The following is an 18,361-nucleotide window of genomic DNA, read 5'->3' on the forward strand; positions in this document are numbered from 1 at the left end:
GCGACATTCTCCGGGCCGGACCGTTTGGGACACGCAAAAATGTGCATGCAGGTCCCACGCACCGCCCGGGCGCGGGCAGCGGCGGCGCGTGGCACGGGCGTCGAGAGGAGCAGGGCTCACTCCACGTCGTAGGGGTGGAGGGGCACTTCGGCCCGCCGCAGGGACCAGGCGGCCAGAGGGCTGCAGCTGGTGGTCGCGTGCTGCCAGATCCGCTTCGCCGCCGCCTCGGCCTCGTCCAGGGAGGCGGCGCGGAGGAAGAGGCTGACGACAAGGTGGGGCCGCGTCTGCGTGTGAACGCTGACGTGTTCGACGACGTCCGGCGCCGCGTCGTGGAGCGCCTGCTTGATCTCGGCGGGTGGGTGGGCATCGCCCGAGGGTGCGAGAGTGAGCTGTACGAGGTACATGAGTGGGGTGTCCTGTCCGAATGGTCATTTCCTTTCGACTGCTTGTCGATCGGCGACGTACGGGCCGCTACAGCCGGATGAGGCCCCTAGCAGCCGCGTGCAGGCCGGCCTGGAACCGGCTTCGCGCGCCGAGGTGGCCCATGAGCTTCGTGGCGATCCGGCGTGCCGTGCGGCCTGACACGCCCAGCCGCGCCGCAACGTAGTCGTCGGTGTGCCCGAGGGACAACAGCCTCAGGGCTTCCAGTTGTTGCGGACTGAGGTCCTGTTCGTCACTCGACTGAGCGCTCTCTCCCATGGGTTGAGCGGCCTGCCAAATATTCTCGAAAAGGGCGTACAGGGACGACACTACTCCAGCCGTCCGGAGGACCACCGCCCCGGCCGAGGTGTCGTCTGAGTCGACGGCGACGATGGCGATCTTCTTGTCGCAGATGATCAGGCGGTTCGGCAGCGAAGGTGCGGTGTGTATGCGGCCGCCCCGTTCGGCGAGCCAGTCCGCGTGCGCGACCGTGAGGGGATCGTTGCGAACGCTGTCCAGGTACACGGTGCGCATCCGCACCCCTCGCGCGAGCAGGGCGTCCGCGATCGGGCGCGAGCTGCGCAGGTTGGCCTCCGTCTGCGCTCCGCCCGGGGCGAACGTCACCAGCTCGTCCTGGACCTCGTCGTGAAGCGCCGCCAGGTAGTCGCGTACAGAGTCGACCCCGGTCAGGCGGTGCACCTCGTCCTTGGGACTCTCCTGGGTGAACTCCGACTTGAGCTGTAAGGCGGCGGCCTGGACCTCCTGCACGCGCTGCTGCTGGGCCGCGAGCTCGGCCCGTTCCTTGGCGAGCAGGATCTCCGCGGCGAGGTGAGGTTCCACGACGTGGAAGCTCTGGGGGTCTTCGAGGGAGTGCCGCACCAGGGCCATCTCGCCGAGGGTGTCAAGTGCTGCCCGTACCTCCTGCTCGGTCAGTTCGAGCCGGCGCACCAGCTCGGCCACGCCCTCCTGCGGATGCGCCAGCATCTCGCGGTAGACCACTTCCGCGGTGGCGTCGATTTTCAGAACGTCCAGCATGTACTTCCCTCTCTGCACCTGCGTGCGGTGGCGGGACGAGGGGGTGCGGGAGCCTGGTGGCAACGACGCCCTGCCCTCGTCGTCTACAGCGCCCGACGGTTGTCGAGCGGCAGCATTCCGAACTCGCGAGCAGCACACTGCGGCGCGGGCCGCTTCCAACGCACGAGGCAAGTCCTGGCGTTGGACGCGGTCGCGATGAGCGACGACGGCGCGGCTACTCGCTTGCGACGGTCGAACACGAGGCGCTCCGGCCACCATGCGACTGGGTCGGGCACCTCCCTGACGGGGAGGGACGGCCAGGAGGCAGCGGGGCGTCGGCGTAGAACGGCGCCCGGTCGACTTCAGCCGGCGCGGCTCGGGTCCTGGCGCTTGTTGGCGAGGAAACGCGCCTTCTTCTCGCGGTTCCCGCAGGTGTTCATCTCGCACCATCTGCGCGTGGCGCCCCGACTGGTGTCGAAGAAAGCGGCCCGACACGTCGGGGACGCGCACAACGCCATCCTCCCCTCGCGCGCGCCCGAGACGATGTCGACCGCGTCGGCGGCGATCACGCTGAGGGCGTCCTCGACGGAGGCGGAACCCAGGTACCACTCCTGTTCGCCCCGGGGCGAAAGGACCGCCGAGGCCTGGCCGCCCGTACTGCAGTCATTGATGACCTGGATGGCTGCGGCGGGAGGGGGGACCTGCGTCGCGACGGCGGTGGCGGCTTCGTGGATCGCTTCACGCAGTTGCCGAGCATGCTCCAGCTGGGAATCGCTGCACGAATCGACCTTGAGCCCGTTGACCGCCAACCAGTCGACCAGCCGCTCGGGGACGGGAATGCGTTCGACGGGTTCACCGCAGCGTTCTGTGAGGGTCGCCGTGAAGCTGGTCGCCAGCACCTTGCCAAGACGGAACTCGGGGAATCGCTTGACGAACATGGAACCACCTTAGCCGGTTGCCATGTCGAGGACAAGCAAGCGAACTGCTCCAGGTGGTTCCGCGCTGCTGGAGGGCACGGCACCTCGCGTCCGCGTCTCCGTGGACGGAGGGTGCGCTTCGCGGTCCTGATGAGGCCAAGGACGATTCAGGACACTCGAAGACCCTTTCTTCACTCTCTGCGAGCTTGCAGTATCGAAAGGGCCGGAGGACGGACCAATGAGCCGCGAGAAAAAGGCCTTGGAATTCCGGCACCTCGCCCCACGAGCCGATGAATTGCGCTCCTGTACGGGCAGAAAAAGCCGCCGCTCCCCTGAAAAGGAGAACAGCACATGACTGTCGCTCAGCGCCCAGACCTGTATCCGACCCGAGTCCTCGGTGAGGCCGTTCCCAAGCCACGGACGGACCCGTCGGTGTGGGGAGAGGCTCCGGGCCCGCTCGACGCCGAGCAGCTCAAGCAGTACGAGTCCAACGGCTACCTGGTCCTCGACAACCTGCTCTCCGCGCAGGAGGTGGACCTCTACCTCTCCGAACTCCGGCGCCTCGGTGAGGACCCGGCGCTGCGCGCGAGCGAGCGCGTCATCCTGGAACCGGAGTCCGACGAGGTCCGTTCCGTCTTCGAGGTCGAGAAGGTCAGCGAGATCTTCGCCGAGCTGCTCCGGTCGCCCCGGCTCATGAACATCGCCCGCCAGGTACTCGACTCCGAGGTCTACATCCACCAGAGCCGGGTCAACTACAAGCCGGGGTTCGGCGGCGCCCCGTTCCACTGGCACTCCGACTTCGAGACCTGGCACTCCGAGGACGGCATGCCCCGGCCGCGCGCGTTCAGCGTCTCGATCTCCCTCACCGAGAACCACCCGTTCAACGGCCCGCTCATGGTCATGCCCTGCACCCACAAGACGTTCGTCCCCACGGTCGGGGCCACCCCGCAGGACTACCACAAGGAGTCGCTCCGCGTGGCCGCCCCCAGCGTCGGCTCCCCGGACCGCGAGCACCTGACGCGCATGGCGGAGGAGCACGGGATCGAGCAGATCACGGGTCCCGCCGGCTCCGCGGTGATGTTCGACTCCAACCTGCTGCACGGCTCCAACGGGAACCTCTCGCCGTTCGCGCGCTCGAACATCTTCATCGTCTACAACAGCGTGGAGAACACGCTGGGGGCACCCTACGCTGCGGACGCGCCGCGTCCGCAGTACCTCAGCAACCGCGAATTCCCCTCCTCGCGGGGCATGTAGGGCACCCGCGCCCGTCGCCGCACAGGTGAGGCCGTGCTGGCCTCGGCCGTGTCCGCGCCCCCTCTCCGGGCGTCGCACGGGCCGGGGCCCGGCTTGCGTAGTTCCGGCCGCTGGTCCGTCGCGGGGTCGGCCTCCGACGCGTTACTCGCGCGGCGCCCCAGGCAGGAGCGTGGAACCGGCTTGGCCGGTTGCCTTAAGAACCGCGGACTGGTAGAACCGTCTCAGGTGGTTCATCATCGACTCGGAGACTTCATGGCGCCCTCGAGAACCGGCCCTGAGTGCCCTGCGGCCCACCGCGCGGCGCACGCACGTCCCACCGGACTCGGAGAGAGAAGACCGACGGCGGATTTAGCAGTCCTGCCGGGCGTCGTCGCAAGGGTCCTCCTCCTGCTGCGCTCGCCGAAGAAAGCCAACTGAGACGAGGTCTGCCATGACCGGAACTGTCCTTGCCCCAGCGCGGTCCACCGCCGTGTCGAAGAAGGTCCTCTTCCCGCTGCTGCTGGTCCCCATGTTCCTGGGCGGTGTGGACTCCACACTGTTCAACTCCATCGCCTACGACCTGCCGGTCCTGACCGACTCATGGCGCCTGTGGTTCATCGACGGGTACACGATCGCCCTCGCCTCCAGCGTCGTCCTCGGCTCGCGTCTGGGCGCACGCCTGGGTCCCGGCGTGACGCTGGCGACCGGCCTCTTCGTCTTCGCCCTCGCGGGGGCGAGTCCCGCACTGCTGGACTCGGCGACGACGTGGACGGGGAGCCGGTTCATCCAAGGCTTCGGCTACGCACTGATCGTCTCCAGCGTCGCCTCGGTCATCGGCGGACTGCCCGAGACGTCGGAGCGCACCCTCGCCTACTCCCTGTGGATCACCACGTACGCCATCGGAGCCGGTACAGGACCCCTGATCGGCCGGGCGTTCGTCGGCATGGACGCCTACACGATGCTCTTCTGGCTGCCCGCCGCCGTCGCCCTGGTGTGCGGGGTGCTCGCCACCGCGCTGCTGCGCGGCATCACCCTGGGACAGGCCTCGTCGACCAGAGTCGACGTCGCCTCCTCCGCCCTCGCCTTCGTGGGCTTCGGACTCTTCGTGGCCGGACTGCAGAGCCATGGCGCCGCGTTCGGGCGCCTCCTTGCGACGGTCGCGGGCTGCCTGGTCCTGGCGGTCTTCTGCACGCGGCAGCTCCGCTCGCGCGACCCGCTTATCGACGTACGGATGCTCAGCTTCTCCCGGCTCGGCGCGCCTTCCCTCGCGCTCGTCGTGAGTTCCGCCAGCTACACGGGATCGGTCTTCCTGTTCAGCGCGGAGGCCGACTCGCTCCTGTCGATCCTGCCGGTTTCGGTCCTGGCCCTGTGGGTCTCCCTCGGCGGGTTCGCGTTCCACAAGCTCCAGGCTCGCTTCACCGCGGTGCGCATGCTCCAGGTCAGCCTGGCCACCTGCGCCGTCGGCCTCATCGTGGCCGTCTTCGTCGGCCTGTGGCCCGCCAGTTTCCTGATCGGCCTCGGTGTCGGCGTCTCCATGGCCTCCGGCGACGCCTACCTGCTGGGCAGCGTCCCGCCGAAGGACGTCGCGCGCGCCGCGGCCCTCCAGGAGACGGCCCTCGCGGTGGGTGCGGCGCTGGGCGTGGCCGGCTTCGGTGGCATCTTTGCCGCCACCGGCTCGGTCGTGGGGACGGCCGTCATCACGGCGGTCATCATCGCCGTCGTCGTGGCGGCGCTGCGCTGCAACCGGGGCGTCTTCAAGGCGTAGCCCGAGCGCCTCGCGGGTCACGCGGGTGGCTACCGGTCCGCCGGTGGCCACCCGCGTTCCGCGATCCGGACCCGCACCGTGTCCAATCAGGCCGAGGCGAGCGCGGCGGCGAGCGGCGCGGCGAGCGTTTCGGGCAGCACCCGCTCGGCGCGTACGTCCGTACAGCCGACCCACTCGGCGGCCTCCCACAGCGCTTTCGCCGCAGCCGGTACGTGTTTGGCGTCGGCCAGCGAGATCTGACGCGCCACCAGGGTCTGCCCCTCGCGCGCCGGATCCACCCTGCCCACCAGACGCCCGCCCGACAGCAGCGGCATCGCGAAATAGCCGTGTACCCGCTTCCTCTTGGGAACATACGCCTCAAGGCGATGGGCGAAGCCGAAGACCCGCTCGGTGCGCGCCCGGTCCCACACCAGCGAGTCGAACGGCGAGAGCAGTGTGGTGCGATGGCGGCCGTGCGGCTGTTCTGCCAGGACGGCAGGGTCGGTCCAGGCGGCAGCCGTACGACCGTCCTTGCCCCAGCCGGCGACCTCCACCTCGACCAGCCCGCTGTCGGGCAGCGCCGAGCGGATCTGTTTCACCGTCAGCCGCTGGTAGTCCGCGAGATCCTTCACCGTGGCCACCCCCAGAGCCGTCCCCGCCCGCGCGGTGAGCTCGCTCAGACAGGTCGCGTCGTCCAGGTCCTGCACCAGCAGCTCGGCGGGTACCACGCGCTCGGCCAGGTCGTACACCCGCTTCCAGCCCCGGCGTTCAGTGCAGACAGCCACACCGGTATCCAGCAGCCACTCGATGGCGATCTTCGATTCCGACCAGTCGTACCAGGGACCACCGTTCTTCGCGCCGCCCAGCTCGGTGGCCGTCATCGGTCCCTCGCCGCGCAGCCGGGCAAGAACCTCGGTGCAGGAGCGTTCGCTGTCGGCCATCTTGTGCCAACGGTGACCGCGCTTGACGAACGCCCGGCGCCGGAAGGCGTACAACGGCCAGGTGCTCATAGGGAGCACACAGGCGGCGTGCGACCAGTACTCGAACGCGCGAGTGCCCTGCCAGTACGCCGCCTCCACAGCACCGCGGCCGACCGCGCCGAGCCGGGCGTAAGGCACCAGCTCGTGCGAGCGGGCCAGCACGGAGATGGTGTCGAGCTGCACGGCGCCCAACTGCTGCAGCACGGCCTGGGGTTTGCCGCGCCTGCCATACGGAGATCCGAGCAGTCCCTGAGCGCGCAGGAAGATCCGGCGCGCCTCGTCGGCGGAGAGGGTCAGTTCTGGCATGACTGCAGCCTAGAGGTCCGGCTCTGTACGTGATCTACGGGACCCGAGTGGCCAGTTGAGGTGCGGGAGTTTCAACGTCCCTGTTCACGACGTTGTTTGGCTGACGAACATGCCGGGTTGTAAGGGCGGGAGAACGTATTCAAGTGGGCGCGCTGATGCGACAGGAACGAAAAGGTCAGGAATCCTGCAATCAGGTGCGACGGTGGTGGTCTGCTGATGCCGCCCCGATCATCAGAGTGCGCACATCCGTGGCGAGCGTCTCGATCGCGGGCGTGCGGGAGGGGCGCGAAGTGCTGCCAGTCCTGCCAAGTCGTCACTGGCCACACCTTGTCGGCACCATCCTCGGCTCCTGGCCGAGCTCGTCGAGGCCGTCCTCGCCCATGACTGCCACGCCCGTTGCCCGCGCCTGTGGATCTGGCTCGTCCCGGGAGCGAGTGGTGGGGAAGTGCGGCGAGGGCGCGACGGGCCTACGAGAAGATCTCCCGCTGTGCGGCGTGTTCGCCGCTCTACGGCCGCCGTGCACACAGAGCACGCGACGATGGACCAAAGACACCAGACAACGAACCTGCTGGAGGAGGCCGTGAAAGAAGCATGACCAGAGCCGACCATGTGCACCGAGCTGAGACAGCCCAACAGCGGCAGCGGACGTTCGTCGCACCGTCCGAGTCGTACCTGCCAGGCATCTCGACCCCAGCCGGCGACGCCCTGCTGGACCAGCTGTTCTACACGACGGTCGACGAATGCGCCGACCTCGCGTGCCGACCGGCACTGCTCGACCGCGTCGCCGACGATGTAAGGGCGACGCGCAAACTGGTGGACTGGGCCTGCTGGATCACCTCCGAGGTGTACGGCGGGCTACCCGAGGAGCTCGTGGACGTAGACGCGGCGGCGAAGACCGTCTTCTGCCCTCCGGCCGTCTTCTGCCGGCTCACCGCCCAGTACCACAACTCAGCGCCGGCCTTCGATGCTGTGTACCACGCGTGCGACGCCGGGCAGCGCCGTCAAGCAGCCGACACTGCTGTCGCCCTGGTCGACGGGCTTCAGGTGTGGTGGACAGACTTCCTGTACCAGTGACCTCTCCTCCGCCCCGGCGCCCTTCAGTCCAAGGAGCCACCTGATGGCCACCGAACCCAGTGCTATCGCCCCGGACAACTACACGCCCCCAGCCGATTCCTCTGCCTCCATCCGCCGGACGCTGCGCCCTGATCAGCAGCGTGCGGTCGACTGCGGGGTACGCGGGCTGAGAAAGCCGGGCGCACGCGGCCACATGGTCTCCGCGTGCGGGACGGGCAAGACACTGATCGCGCTGCGCACTGCCGAGCCCCTCGGTATCAACCAGCATCGACGCGTCCCAGGTCGACATCCGTCTGAAAGGAACCGGCGCCGGTGTTCGTCACCCATCGCCGCCCGGGTCCGGGCAAGGTCGTCAGCCCCCGCGATGTGTGCCCGGACACCGGGCTGGCCCGGCTGTCGTACGGGCAGGCCCGCGCCTTGCTTCGCCTGCGGGAACCCGTCGTCGTATCGGCCCAGACCCTTGCCGCACCCCAGCCCGCCAAGGCCACCGAGGCCGGTTGACCACAGGCGCCGGCACGCTGGACCGCCGCGGTCACCGTGCCATCCCGGCGCAGGCCGCGGCCCCCTCGCTGAGGTGCCCCGGCTCACGCACACGTGTCCCGGTACGGCAGCGACGGTACGAAGGACTCCCACTCCACCTCATCGAGCCCGCCGCCGGCGAGGGCGCACGCCAGTTCCGTCGGCTCGGCGCGCGCGTCCGCGATGGCCCCCACGTTCCACAACCGCACCACGCCGTCCGCGCCGTCGGTGACCAGTGTGCGGGTGTTGGGGGAGAACGCCATCGTGAGAACCGGGCCCGAGTGGCTCTCCGCTGCCGCGCCGCTGAGGTTCTGCGGGCCGTCCTCGTCGGGCGCCCAGATCACGATCGTGCCGTCGGTCGCCCCGGTGGCCGCCGTTGTCCCGTCCGGTGAGAACGCGATGGCGGAGATCGCCGTACGGTGACCCTTGACCGGAAGCCCCAGCCGGCGGTGCCCCTCGTAGGCACCCCCGATCCGCCACAGCGTCAGCGTGCCGGACGGGCTACCGACGGCCAGGATCCGTCCCGACGGATTGAATTCCACCGCCGAACCCACGTTGCCCGGACCGGGCAGTTCCCGGGCCCCGCTGCCGGGCGTGGGGCCGGAGTCGCCTACCGGCCACAGTTGCACGCTCGCCCCGACCGGGTCGCCGCGCTCCCGGACCACCCGGGACAGCGGCTGGTTGGGCGCGATCCGCGCCATCGTGCCGGTCTGCCTGCTGAACGCCACCCGCGTGACGAATTGGGGGTAGACCGTGCCCATGGTGAGGGGGATCGTGCGCGAGCCCGTCCGCCAGCGCACCACGTAGGCGCTGTCCGAGATGTACAGCGTCCGGCCGTCGGGCGTGTAACTCAGCGCGGTGACCCGGTCGAGCGTGGTCCTCGGGGTCGCGCCACGCCGTACCGGGTGCCTCGCGTCGCTGACGTCCCACAGCTGGGCCGTGCCGGCGCCGCCCACCGCCAGTTCCAGGCCGTCGGGGCGGAACGCCAGAGCCGTGACGCCGCCCGGGACGCGCGTGCGCACGGTGGACATCCGGACCGCGTGATCCGGCGAGGTGATGTCCCAGCAGTCGATCCGGCCGTCCTGGCGCGCGGTGACCAGGACGCGGCCGTCCGCCCGCAGGGCCAGGGCGGGGGAGTGGGACGGCAGTTCGCCGCCCAGGGCCTGTGGTCGGCTCGGCGGGCGGAGGTTCCACACCGTCGCATACCCCCCGGCGGAACCGCCGTGCCGCACCATGACGCGCCGCCCGTCCGGCGAGAAGCGGATCGCGACGGCCTCGCTCTCGTGGGGCGAGGGGAAGGCGTCGACGCGACGGGCCCGGGAGCGGTCCGTGAGGTCCCAGAGCACGGCGCTGCCGTCGTCGCCCGCCGTCGCCAGGGTCCGGCTGTCCGGTGCGAAGACCGCCGCCGCGCGGGCGTCGGTCAGGGTTTCGAGCAGCACGGGATGCTCGGGATCGGCCAGATCCCAGCGCATGACACCGCCGGTCGCGGCGGCGGCGATCGTCCTCCCGTCCCGGCTGAAGGAGATCTGGGAGATCTGGTACGGGTCGGTGAACGTCTCGGTCGTGAGCGGCGGCAGGCGCAGGCGCGCCACCTCGCGCCGTGGCGCGGCGACGCTCCACAGGGCGACCGATCGTTCGCCGGCCACCGCGATGAGACGGCCGTCGGGGGAGAGCGACGGCGAGGCCGACCACGGGGTGGCATCGTCGGCGGATGGCTTCGGCAGTACCCGGAACGGCGCCCCTGTGACCGTCGGGCGGGCAGGCCGGGAGACGTCCCAGAGGGACACCGTGCCGTCCCGGTGGCCGATCACTAGACGTCTGCCGTCCACGCCGAACTCCGCGTCGCTCGCCGCCGCGCCGAGCACCGGCGACACGGTGGCCTCGTCGGCGCCGGGAGCGCCCACGGAGCGCACCCGCACCCGCAGGTCCGCGTCGAACGTGGCCAGCCGCTTCCCGTCCGGACTGAGGTCGGCCATGGCGCCGATGTCGAGGCGTCGCAGCGCCCGTCCGGGCCGGGTCCCGCCGACGGCGTAGGTGGTGGAGAGCACGCCGTCCTCGCCGGACTTGTCGGTCTGGACGAGGAGCCGCTCGCCCCGGTCGTCCGTGAATCCGATGCCGACACCCGAGAAGGTCGCCGCGAGCCTGGTGGTGTTCAGCGTGTTGACCAGGCTCGTCCGGACCTTGGCGGTGCCGCGCAGCCGGTCGGCGGCCATGCCCAGTTGCAGGGCGAGTCGCGGATCGCTCTCGCGCAGCCGCTCGGCCTGCGCGGCGAGCCCCTCGGCGGTGGCGACCAGCTGGCCCTGCGCCTTCTCCTCCTTCGCCTGCCGCTCGCCCTCGGCGTAGTCGAGGGCGACGGTGGAGACGGCCAGCAGGCCGGCCGTCAGCAGGGACAGCACCGTGATGACGGCGCGGCGGATCCGCAGCCGGCGCCGCTCGCGCGCCTTGTGGTGCTCGTCACTGCGCCGGAGGAACGCGCTGATGCGGGGCGGGAGGGTACGGGTGCGGGCGGCCCAGCCGAGCGCGGCGTCGAGATCGGCGCGTTGCAGGAGACCGCCGGCGTCCGGCTTCGCCTCCCACTCGCGCCGCTGCGACTCCACCTGGCGCAGCCAGGCGTCGAACGGGGCGTCCCGCGCCACCCACTTCCTCAACTCGTCCCAGGTGCTGATGAGGTACTCATGGACCAGATCGACCATGGGGCGGCCCTGGTACCTGCCGCCCGACGGTGTGTGCGTGATGACGAGCCGGTGACGGGCCAGGACGGCCAGGACGTCGTCGAAGGACGAGTCGGCGATCAGATCGCGCAGTTCCTCCACCGAGCGCGTCTGACGGGTCTCGAGCGTCTGCTCCGTCTCGTCGTGACGGACCAGTGCGCTGAGGATACGTTCGGCCACGGGCCGGCGACCGGGGCCGAGTTCCCGGAAGGCCCGCTCGTACCAGCCCTTCAGGCTTCCGCTGAACCCGCCGATGCTGTCGTTGTACGCCTTCCAGGTGAGCCGGTTGTCGCTGCGGTGCTCCCACAGCAACGTCAGGGTCTTCTCCAGCAGCGGCAGCAGAGCGACATCGGCCCTGCCGTCCGGGGCCGAACGGGGACGGGCGGCCAGGGCCTCGGTGACGATGGCTTCCGGCAGGCCCTTCTCGAAACGGAGTCCTACGCTGTGCGCGGGCCGGGTCACGATGGCGCGCAGTTCCTCGGCCCTGAGCGTGGGGAAGAGGTCGATCTGCCCGTGCTTGACGGCTTCCAGCAGGTCGGGCGCGAGCACGTGCAGCCGGTGGTAGAAGTCGACGCGCATGACCAGCAGCACGACCACCGGCTCGTACGAGCGGATGACCTCGGTCAGCTGCCGCAGGGCGTCGGCGGCGTGGACGGGCGGCTCGGCGGCCGACCCGGCGGCCGTGAGCAGTTCCTCGAACTGGTCGAAGACCAGCAGCAGTCGGCGGCCGTCCGCCTCGCCGGCCAGCCGCCGGCGTACGGTGTCGAGCAGCCCGGTCTCACGGATCCCCGGCAGCCCCTCGCGTTCCAGGTCGGCGGCCCAGTCCCGGCCGGTGCGCGCGGTGCAGGTGAGCCAGTCGTGCGGCAGCTCGGGGAGGACGCCGGCCTGCACCAGGGACGACTTGCCGGAACCGGAGGGACCTTGCAGCAGGACGCCACGGTGCCGCTTCAGCTTCTGCAGCACCTCCTTCGAGGCGGCGTCCCGGCCGTGGAACCACTTGCTGTGCTCCTTGCCGAAGGGTTCGAGGTCCAGATAGGGACAGGTCTCCTGGGAAGCGAGCGCGGGGCAGGCGGCGCGCAGCGCCTCACCCGGAGTCGCGTACGCCACGTTCAGGCCGCGGTGGTGATGGTCGGGGGCGGTGATCTCGGTGACCATGCCGAGGACGAGACCTGATTCCACGTCGAGGACCGGTCCGCCGCTGGAGCCCTGCGCCAGTGAGTTCGCGCCGTCCAGTTGGAGGAGCACGCGGCCGTCGGCGTTGAGATACCCCAGGACGACGCCCGTTCCGTGGTGGCCGCCGGTGTGCGCCTGGGCCGGAAAGCCGAACGACCGCACCCGCTGCCCCTCGAAGCCCTGGGCCGATCCGATCGCCGGCACCGGAAGGCCGACGGGCACCTCGTGCAGCCGGACGACGGCGATGTCCTCGCCCTCCGGGTCCCGCCAGGGCTCGGCGAGGACCGTCCCGAGCGCACGCGGCGCGTTCTTGGCCTGCGGAAAGCACACCTGGACGTCGTCGCCGGGGCCGTGACCGACAGCGTGCAGGACGTGCGCGCAGGTGAGCAGCAGACCATCGCCGGCCAGGAACCCCGCGCCGGCCACAGTGCCGTCGGACGCGAGGACCTGCGCGACGGCGGCCTCGAGGCTGGGCGGCTGCGACGACGCCGGCCCTTCGCTCCGTGCCGTCAGCATGGCGGCGCCGTCCTCAGCCCGCGCCTTCGCCCGTACTCGCGGCGGCGTTCCAGGTCATCGCCACCTTCAGATGGCAGCCCGCCTCGCTCTTGGCGATGACGGCCCCGGCCTGCGCGGCGAGGTTCACGCCGAACTCCACGGTAACTCCGTCCGGTCCGGCCTGCCGCAGTTGTTCCAGGACGGCCCGGGCCATGTCGGTCACCGGTCCCATGGCCGCCTGCAGATGCTGCGGCAGTTCCCGCACGGTGTCCGTGGCCCGGCCCGCCTTGACCGGCCCCCGAGAGTCGGCCGGCACTTCGTCCGGGTCCACCTGCACCAGAATCGAGCCCCCGTCCGCCAACGGGACCCGCGCAACCGCCGGTGTCAGCACATGTCCTCCCCCACACGCATGCTCGTCGGCTCAACGTAGCCGATCGGACACGCTCCGGGAGGCGAAGTCGCCGCAATGCGAGGCCGCGGGTTCTGCGGCCCGGCCTCGTCGGCGCTCAACAGCCCTGCTCGGCGACCCCGTCGATCAGTGTGTCCAGCAACTCGCCCAGTACCAACCGCTGTTCGTCCGTCAGCTGGGCCAGGATCTCTTGCCGCCGACCGCCGACCGCCGACCGCCGACCGCCGACCGCCGACCGCCGACCGCCGACCGCCGACCGCCGACCGCCGACCGCCGTGCAGCTCGGGCAGTGCCCCGCGCCCGTCGTCGGTTAGCTCGATGCGGATGACCCGCCGGTTCGTCGGTCGCCGACCGGTACCTGCAGCGCGGGCAGCGTGTGGGGCACCCGGACCACGTCGTGGAGGCGGTGCAGAACTACCTGATGTCGCAGTCCACCAGCACTTCGCCTAGCAGGCGTGGCCCGGGACGACGCAACGATGGCCATCCCGGGCCACGCGCTACCGCTCAGTGCGGTAGGGGTCCAGTTCCGGCTCGGCGCCGTGGTGTACATGCTCCCCTGCCCGGCCCCCGCTCGATCCAGGATCACGGCCGGGCTGGTGCCCGTGTACCCCCGCTCCCACAGCAGCTCGCCCGCCGCCCGGGTCAGCGCCTCCTTCTTGCTCATGCGTCCACCCGGGCCCGGACGCTCAACTCCCCGTCCCCACGTCACCTGCGCCACTGCTGGCCGGCGGAGCCGTTGCAGTTCTGGATGATCAGGCGGCTGCCAGCGGTGGTGCCGAGCGCGGTCATACAGCGGTTGGCGGTCGTGTTGCGGATCCGGTAGAGGGCATAGCGATAGGAGTCCCAGGCGACCCACTCCAGCACCCAGCGCTGCGTGGACCGGGCGCTGTTGCACGGCTGCTGGACGAGAGCGGTGCCGTCGGCGGTCGAGCCGCCCTCGAGGTCCAGGCACTGGCGGGAGTGCACGACCACGAGTTGGGAGGCGAAGCCGTCGGGCAGCGGGCTGGTGTACCAGTCCTGGTTCCGGCCGGCCAGGTAGTCCCACAGCCACACCGGCGCCCCGGGCGAGGTGGACACGCCCCACACGTCCATGACCCTCCCGCTCGCGGGATTGCTCACCGGGTGGGTCAAGGACCATTCCTGGCCGCGGTTGCCGCTGCACGGTGCCTGGTACAGCACGGCGCCCTGCGCCGGAGTGGTGGCGGCGGCCTGGAGACACAGGTGGCTGTTGTCGTTGACCAGGTGGTACTGCGGCTGGCCCCAGCCGTCGCGGCTCACGACGAACGGCTCCCAGGCCTGGCTCCAGCCGCCGTTGCACGGGGCCTGCCGGACGCGGGCACCGTCAGCGCGGCTCCCGCCTTCGACGTCCATGCACATCCGGCTGTGGGATGCCTTGATCTCCCAGGTGTAGGGGTTGGACGAACGCGGGCTGAACTGCCAGCGCTGGTTCTGCCCGCCGTGGAAGGACCACAGCTGCACCCCGGCACCGGCGTTCGTCGACATGCCCTCCACGTCCGCGACCAGACCGGTGGTCGGGTTCGCCAGATAGCCGGCGTCGGCCCAGAGCGGCTGGTCGGCCCCGCTCGCAGTGGGCGCGGACACCAGCGCCACCAGGGCGAGGACCAGGGCCACCACGGCCGCGGACCCGCGCCGGATGCGCTGCCGTGGTGGCCGGCTGCCGGAGCGAACGGCACGGGGCGGTGCGGGTACGCCGGAACGGCGGATACGGCTGATCACGGTTCCCCCTCGGCTCGGGTGCGGTGCGGCCGGCGGTGACCGCGTCGGTTCAACCAGCTGAATCAGTTCACGTGCTGCGGCGACCGGCCTCGGGCCGTGTTTCCCGCCCTCCGCTACGGCTCGATGCCGCCGCCATCATGTGCGCCCCCCGCACGGCTCGGTAGCCGGTGCGACCGGGCGCGCAGGAGCACGCGAGGGCACATTTCCGCGCCCGCGCGACGGGGAGGGTACGGCGGTGAAACGGCGGCGCCCCCGCCCTCCAGGAAGAGGAGCGGGGGTCTAAAACTGCCGGACATTGGTGACACATGGATCTCCGACTACGACGGAGCCAGCCATGCCCCCCCGTCACCGCACCAGCAGCAGGATCGTCAGGTCCAGCGACGTCTGGCGGTCCTGCGCCACGCCGAGGAAGTCACTGGGAATGTTTCGCGGTCTGCGTGGTGCTGTGCGGAGCGGACACGGACCCGTCCGACCTGGTGAATCGGCTCACCGCGCACTGATGATCGGCCTGAAGGGGGGTGTCCCTGTGTCCTTGGCCAGGGGAAACGAGGGTGCGTTGGGTCGGCGACCCGGGCAGCATGGCGGGGTGAGCGATCTGCTGTGGGATGACGTGAAGTGTTTCTTCGACCTGGACTTGATGGGGTCGATGCCGGACGTGCGTGTCCCGAATGCTTCGGTGGAGGACTGGCAGGCGGTCCTCGACCTTGTCGCGGAGAGGGGCTGGGAGTGCCAGTACTCCGAGGGAGAGACGGTGCTTGCGGTGCCCCGGGCGGAGTCTGTGCTGTCCCGCCCGGCGGATGCCGAGTGCCCGGACCTGCGGGTCTGGCCGACGGCCGATGTGTTGGCGATCTTCAGTTTCCATGCCGACGACGAAGTCGACTTCGACGTCGACCTGCGGGAGTTGCAGGGCCAGGACCGGCTTGATGTGCTCTGCGGCTTCCTTCGGGAGGTCGGGCGGCGGTTGGGCAAGCCGGTACTGATGGACCCGGAGGGCGAGTACGGCCGCCCGGTGCTCGGCTTCGACGTCGAGGCTGATCGAGTCGTTCTCCTTGCAGACCTGCAGGTCGGGTGATTGGGGCTGACGGCCGCGGTTCGTGGAAGGTGCCGTCGCGGAGCATGGCGTAGAGGACGTCGGCTCGGCGTCTGGCGAGGCAGAGCAGGGCCTGGGTGTGGTGCTTGCCCTGGGCGATCTTCTTGTCGTAGCAGGCCGGGGAGGCCGGATCACCGAGCGTCGCGAACGCCGATAGGAACAAGGCCCGCTTGAGCTGCTATTTCCCTCTCCGGGAAGGCTGTTCGCCGCGGATTGATGAGCCCGAACCCCGGGTCGCCGGGGCGAGACCCGCGTGGGCGGCCAGTGGCCGGCGGTCGGGAAGGTGCTGCCGTCGCCGACCTCGATCAGGATGCGTGTTTTGGTCCTGACGCTGGTTCCCGGCATCGATGTCAGGACTTTGTCGAGAGGGTGTGCCGCCGGCAGTTCCTCGATTCGCCCGGTCAGCAGTTTCGGCTGGTCGAGCACGGCTGTCGGCGACGCGGCGAGGCTCGGGACGGTCAGCGAGGCGGCCGCGGTGCCGGGAACGGTGACGGTCTGTTCGTCGGGGGCAGCGAAGATCTCGTCGACCAGTCGCTCGGCCGTTCTGGGGGCCTTCGGCCGTAACAGCGTGACCGGCCGGCGCCTGCCCGCCTTGCGGATCTGGGCGGGTGAACCGAAGCGTTCCAACAGGGCCAGGACGGCCGGGTGCTGCAGCCGCGGCCCGCGCACACGTTCCAGCGAGGGGTGGATCTGGGTCAGCAGGACGTGCAGCCGGTTGGCTACCCTGGTGGCCTCGCCGGCCAGGTCGTCGTCGAAGCCCACGATCATCTCGGCTCGGCGATCGTCTCGTCCTCGCCGTCGATCGCACGCAGAGTGTGGGGCATCGCGCGAGCGGCGTCGGCGATGATGAACGCGTCCCTCGCGTCGGCCTTGGCTTCGCCGGGCGAGAGGTCGGCGTTCCGCCGCATCGTCAGCCCGGGCAGGTAAGCGACCGGGCAGCCCATGTCCCTCGCCACTGCCAGCGGCAGGGCCCCGATCGAGGCCGGCTGGTCGGCCACGGCCAGCACCGTGCCGTGTTTGGCCTGGAGTTTCGCGAGTGGTTCGTGGGGCTTGGGTGCGGTGTTGGGCAGGCGTTTGCCGAAGGTTTTCTTCCTGGCTGGGGTGACGGCGGTGGCGTGGTGGTCGTTTTTGCTGATGTCCGGGCCGAGGAAGACGTCGGTGTCGCCGGTGTCGATCATGTGCAGGTCCCTCCGTCACGCTTTCGTCCGGTCTTGCCGGGGTGCCGGGCTGCCGCATCCGGGTTTTCCAGGGTTGCTCCGGTTCGGGTGGAGCCGGTGCTCAAGCGCCTCGTCAGCGGTTTGTCGATGCTTCGGGCTCTGGTGGCACCTGTCCCCTGGTTCATCGACTGCAGGAGGGGGAAGTCAGGCCGGATCGGACCCGAAGGCTGCAGGCCCCGTTGTGCAGTCACGAAAAGGGTGACGGGGGTGTCGGCGGCTGTTTTGTGGTTCCTCGGGGTCCGTGTTGCGGCGGTTGTCTTTTTCCGGGGCCGGGTCTTTGGGCTGGGGCGGGTGGGGTGTGGTGGTGGGGGGGCGTGGACGGGGCGGGTTCTGTGCCCGTGGGTGGGTGGGTGGGTGTGGTGTTGTGTGCGTTGTCGGTGCTGTGCCGGCGGGTGTGGGTGGGGTGGCCGGGGGTGTCGGGTGGGGGTGGCAGGCGGTGGCGGCTTTCCGTTGGGCCTGGTGGTGGGACGGCGGCGGGATACGGCCGGGCTGTCCTTCCGTGACGGTGTGTCCGTCCGCCGCGTGAGGGTGTGTCTGTCCGCCCTGTGAGGGTGTGGTCGTGCGTCTCGTGAGGGTGTGGTCGTGGGTGGGGTTTGGGTGTGGTTGTTTGTCGTGGGTGTTGTGGTGTTCGGCTGGGTGGTTCGTGGGGGGGTTGGTGTCGTGTGTCAAGCCCCGAGTTTCCGGAGCGTGACGTGGGGATGTGTTGCGGGCTTAATGGATGTATGAGGTCACGCGGAACGGGTGGCCATCCGCAGGGGCCCCGGGGTCAGGGAAATTATTCCGGTGGCTATGTGTACGGGAAGTATTTCCCGTGTATGCAGTCCTTTTCTGATCGGTGGGGCTGCTGGGCATTTCCATTCATTCGTTTTTCGTTGAAGGAGAATTATTATGGCTCGCATTCGTACTCGGCGTCTGGCAATGTTCACTGCGACGACGGCTCTGGCTGCAGGTGGTGTGCTGCTGCCTACGAGCGCGTTCGCCGCCCCGGCGCACACGGGTACCGTCGCGATGGCGCCCGCGGGAGGCGGCCACGGCCACGGCTCCGGCCACTACGGTGATTACGGCGATCACGGTGATTACGGCCGTTGCGGCGGTCACTGCCGCTACGGGCATCAGGGGGGCAGCCAGGGGAGCGGTCAGGCCAGCAACAACATCATCATCATCAACAACAACAATGCTGCATCGGCCGCGAGCGCCAGCAACGGCGCGTAGTGAACGGCACGGCTGTGACGGGTTTTGAACGCGGGGCGGGGCCGGCTGTGGAGTGTTGTCGGCGGCCTGCAGTGAACGGTGTCGCTGTGAGGGGACGTCAGCCTGTGGCG

The 18,361-nt window shown here is 70.0% G+C and carries 12 protein-coding genes and 3 pseudogenes; 6 read left to right on the forward strand and 9 right to left on the reverse strand.

Annotated features, from left to right (window positions below):
• Positions 1 to 116: 116 nt before the first annotated feature.
• The 3 genes from ACZ7P3_RS40670 to ACZ7P3_RS40680 form a co-directional block, all read right to left on the reverse strand.
• Positions 117 to 404, reverse strand: coding sequence for a hypothetical protein (locus ACZ7P3_RS40670; RefSeq protein WP_099918038.1), 288 nt, complete (start codon positions 402 to 404; stop codon positions 117 to 119).
• A 67-nt stretch (positions 405 to 471) separates the two neighbouring features.
• Positions 472 to 1,455, reverse strand: coding sequence for a helix-turn-helix transcriptional regulator (locus tag ACZ7P3_RS40675; RefSeq protein WP_472089669.1), 984 nt, complete (start codon positions 1,453 to 1,455; stop codon positions 472 to 474).
• A 341-nt stretch (positions 1,456 to 1,796) separates the two neighbouring features.
• Positions 1,797 to 2,372: a CGNR zinc finger domain-containing protein gene (locus ACZ7P3_RS40680; RefSeq protein ID WP_472089671.1), complete on the reverse strand. Its 576-nt coding sequence runs from the start codon at positions 2,370 to 2,372 to the stop codon at positions 1,797 to 1,799.
• Positions 2,373 to 2,702: 330 nt separating this feature from the next.
• Here ACZ7P3_RS40680 and thpD point away from each other — a divergent pair, with 330 nt between their 5' ends.
• Positions 2,703 to 3,605 carry an ectoine hydroxylase gene (gene thpD, locus ACZ7P3_RS40685; protein WP_472089673.1) on the forward strand — a complete coding sequence of 301 codons (903 nt, stop codon included), beginning with the start codon at positions 2,703 to 2,705 and terminating at the stop codon, positions 3,603 to 3,605.
• Between the two features lie 430 nt (positions 3,606 to 4,035).
• Positions 4,036 to 5,349: an MFS transporter gene (locus tag ACZ7P3_RS40690; protein WP_472089675.1), complete on the forward strand. Its 1,314-nt coding sequence runs from the start codon at positions 4,036 to 4,038 to the stop codon at positions 5,347 to 5,349.
• 86 nt (positions 5,350 to 5,435) lie between these two features.
• On the opposite strand, the gene ACZ7P3_RS40695 is transcribed toward ACZ7P3_RS40690, so the two are convergent.
• Complete coding sequence (locus ACZ7P3_RS40695; protein ID WP_472089676.1) at positions 5,436 to 6,614, reverse strand: winged helix-turn-helix domain-containing protein; 1,179 nt, start codon at positions 6,612 to 6,614, stop codon at positions 5,436 to 5,438.
• A gap of 591 nt (positions 6,615 to 7,205) precedes the next feature.
• Between ACZ7P3_RS40695 and ACZ7P3_RS40700 the strand changes: the two genes are divergently transcribed.
• Together ACZ7P3_RS40700 and ACZ7P3_RS40705 are read left to right on the forward strand one after the other, a co-directional pair.
• A complete protein-coding gene (locus ACZ7P3_RS40700; RefSeq protein WP_472089678.1) occupies positions 7,206 to 7,688 on the forward strand; it encodes a hypothetical protein in 483 nt (160 codons plus the stop codon).
• 309 nt (positions 7,689 to 7,997) lie between these two features.
• A pseudogene (locus ACZ7P3_RS40705) lies at positions 7,998 to 8,111 on the forward strand (site-specific integrase); the annotation flags it as partial.
• 161 nt (positions 8,112 to 8,272) lie between these two features.
• Here ACZ7P3_RS40705 and ACZ7P3_RS40710 read toward each other — a convergent pair.
• From ACZ7P3_RS40710 to ACZ7P3_RS40725, 4 genes and pseudogenes are all read right to left on the reverse strand, one after another.
• Entirely contained in the window at positions 8,273 to 12,607 is a 4,335-nt protein-coding gene (locus ACZ7P3_RS40710) for an nSTAND1 domain-containing NTPase (protein ID WP_472089680.1), read from the reverse strand.
• A 13-nt stretch (positions 12,608 to 12,620) separates the two neighbouring features.
• A complete protein-coding gene (locus tag ACZ7P3_RS40715) occupies positions 12,621 to 12,917 on the reverse strand; it encodes a CU044_2847 family protein (RefSeq protein WP_472089682.1) in 297 nt (98 codons plus the stop codon).
• Between the two features lie 175 nt (positions 12,918 to 13,092).
• A pseudogene (locus ACZ7P3_RS40720) lies at positions 13,093 to 13,360 on the reverse strand (hypothetical protein); the annotation flags it as partial.
• A 340-nt stretch (positions 13,361 to 13,700) separates the two neighbouring features.
• Positions 13,701 to 14,732, reverse strand: coding sequence for an RICIN domain-containing protein (locus tag ACZ7P3_RS40725; RefSeq protein ID WP_472089683.1), 1,032 nt, complete (start codon positions 14,730 to 14,732; stop codon positions 13,701 to 13,703).
• A gap of 586 nt (positions 14,733 to 15,318) precedes the next feature.
• Here ACZ7P3_RS40725 and ACZ7P3_RS40730 point away from each other — a divergent pair.
• Complete coding sequence (locus tag ACZ7P3_RS40730) at positions 15,319 to 15,804, forward strand: hypothetical protein (protein WP_472089685.1); 486 nt, start codon at positions 15,319 to 15,321, stop codon at positions 15,802 to 15,804.
• A 10-nt stretch (positions 15,805 to 15,814) separates the two neighbouring features.
• Here ACZ7P3_RS40730 and ACZ7P3_RS40735 read toward each other — a convergent pair.
• Positions 15,815 to 17,000, reverse strand: a pseudogene (locus tag ACZ7P3_RS40735) (IS110 family RNA-guided transposase); the annotation flags it as partial.
• A 927-nt stretch (positions 17,001 to 17,927) separates the two neighbouring features.
• Here ACZ7P3_RS40735 and ACZ7P3_RS40740 point away from each other — a divergent pair.
• Positions 17,928 to 18,251 carry a hypothetical protein gene (locus ACZ7P3_RS40740; RefSeq protein ID WP_472089687.1) on the forward strand — a complete coding sequence of 108 codons (324 nt, stop codon included), beginning with the start codon at positions 17,928 to 17,930 and terminating at the stop codon, positions 18,249 to 18,251.
• Positions 18,252 to 18,361: the final 110 nt, after the last annotated feature.

It is taken from the genome of Streptomyces sp. NPDC107581, assembly GCF_055657175.1.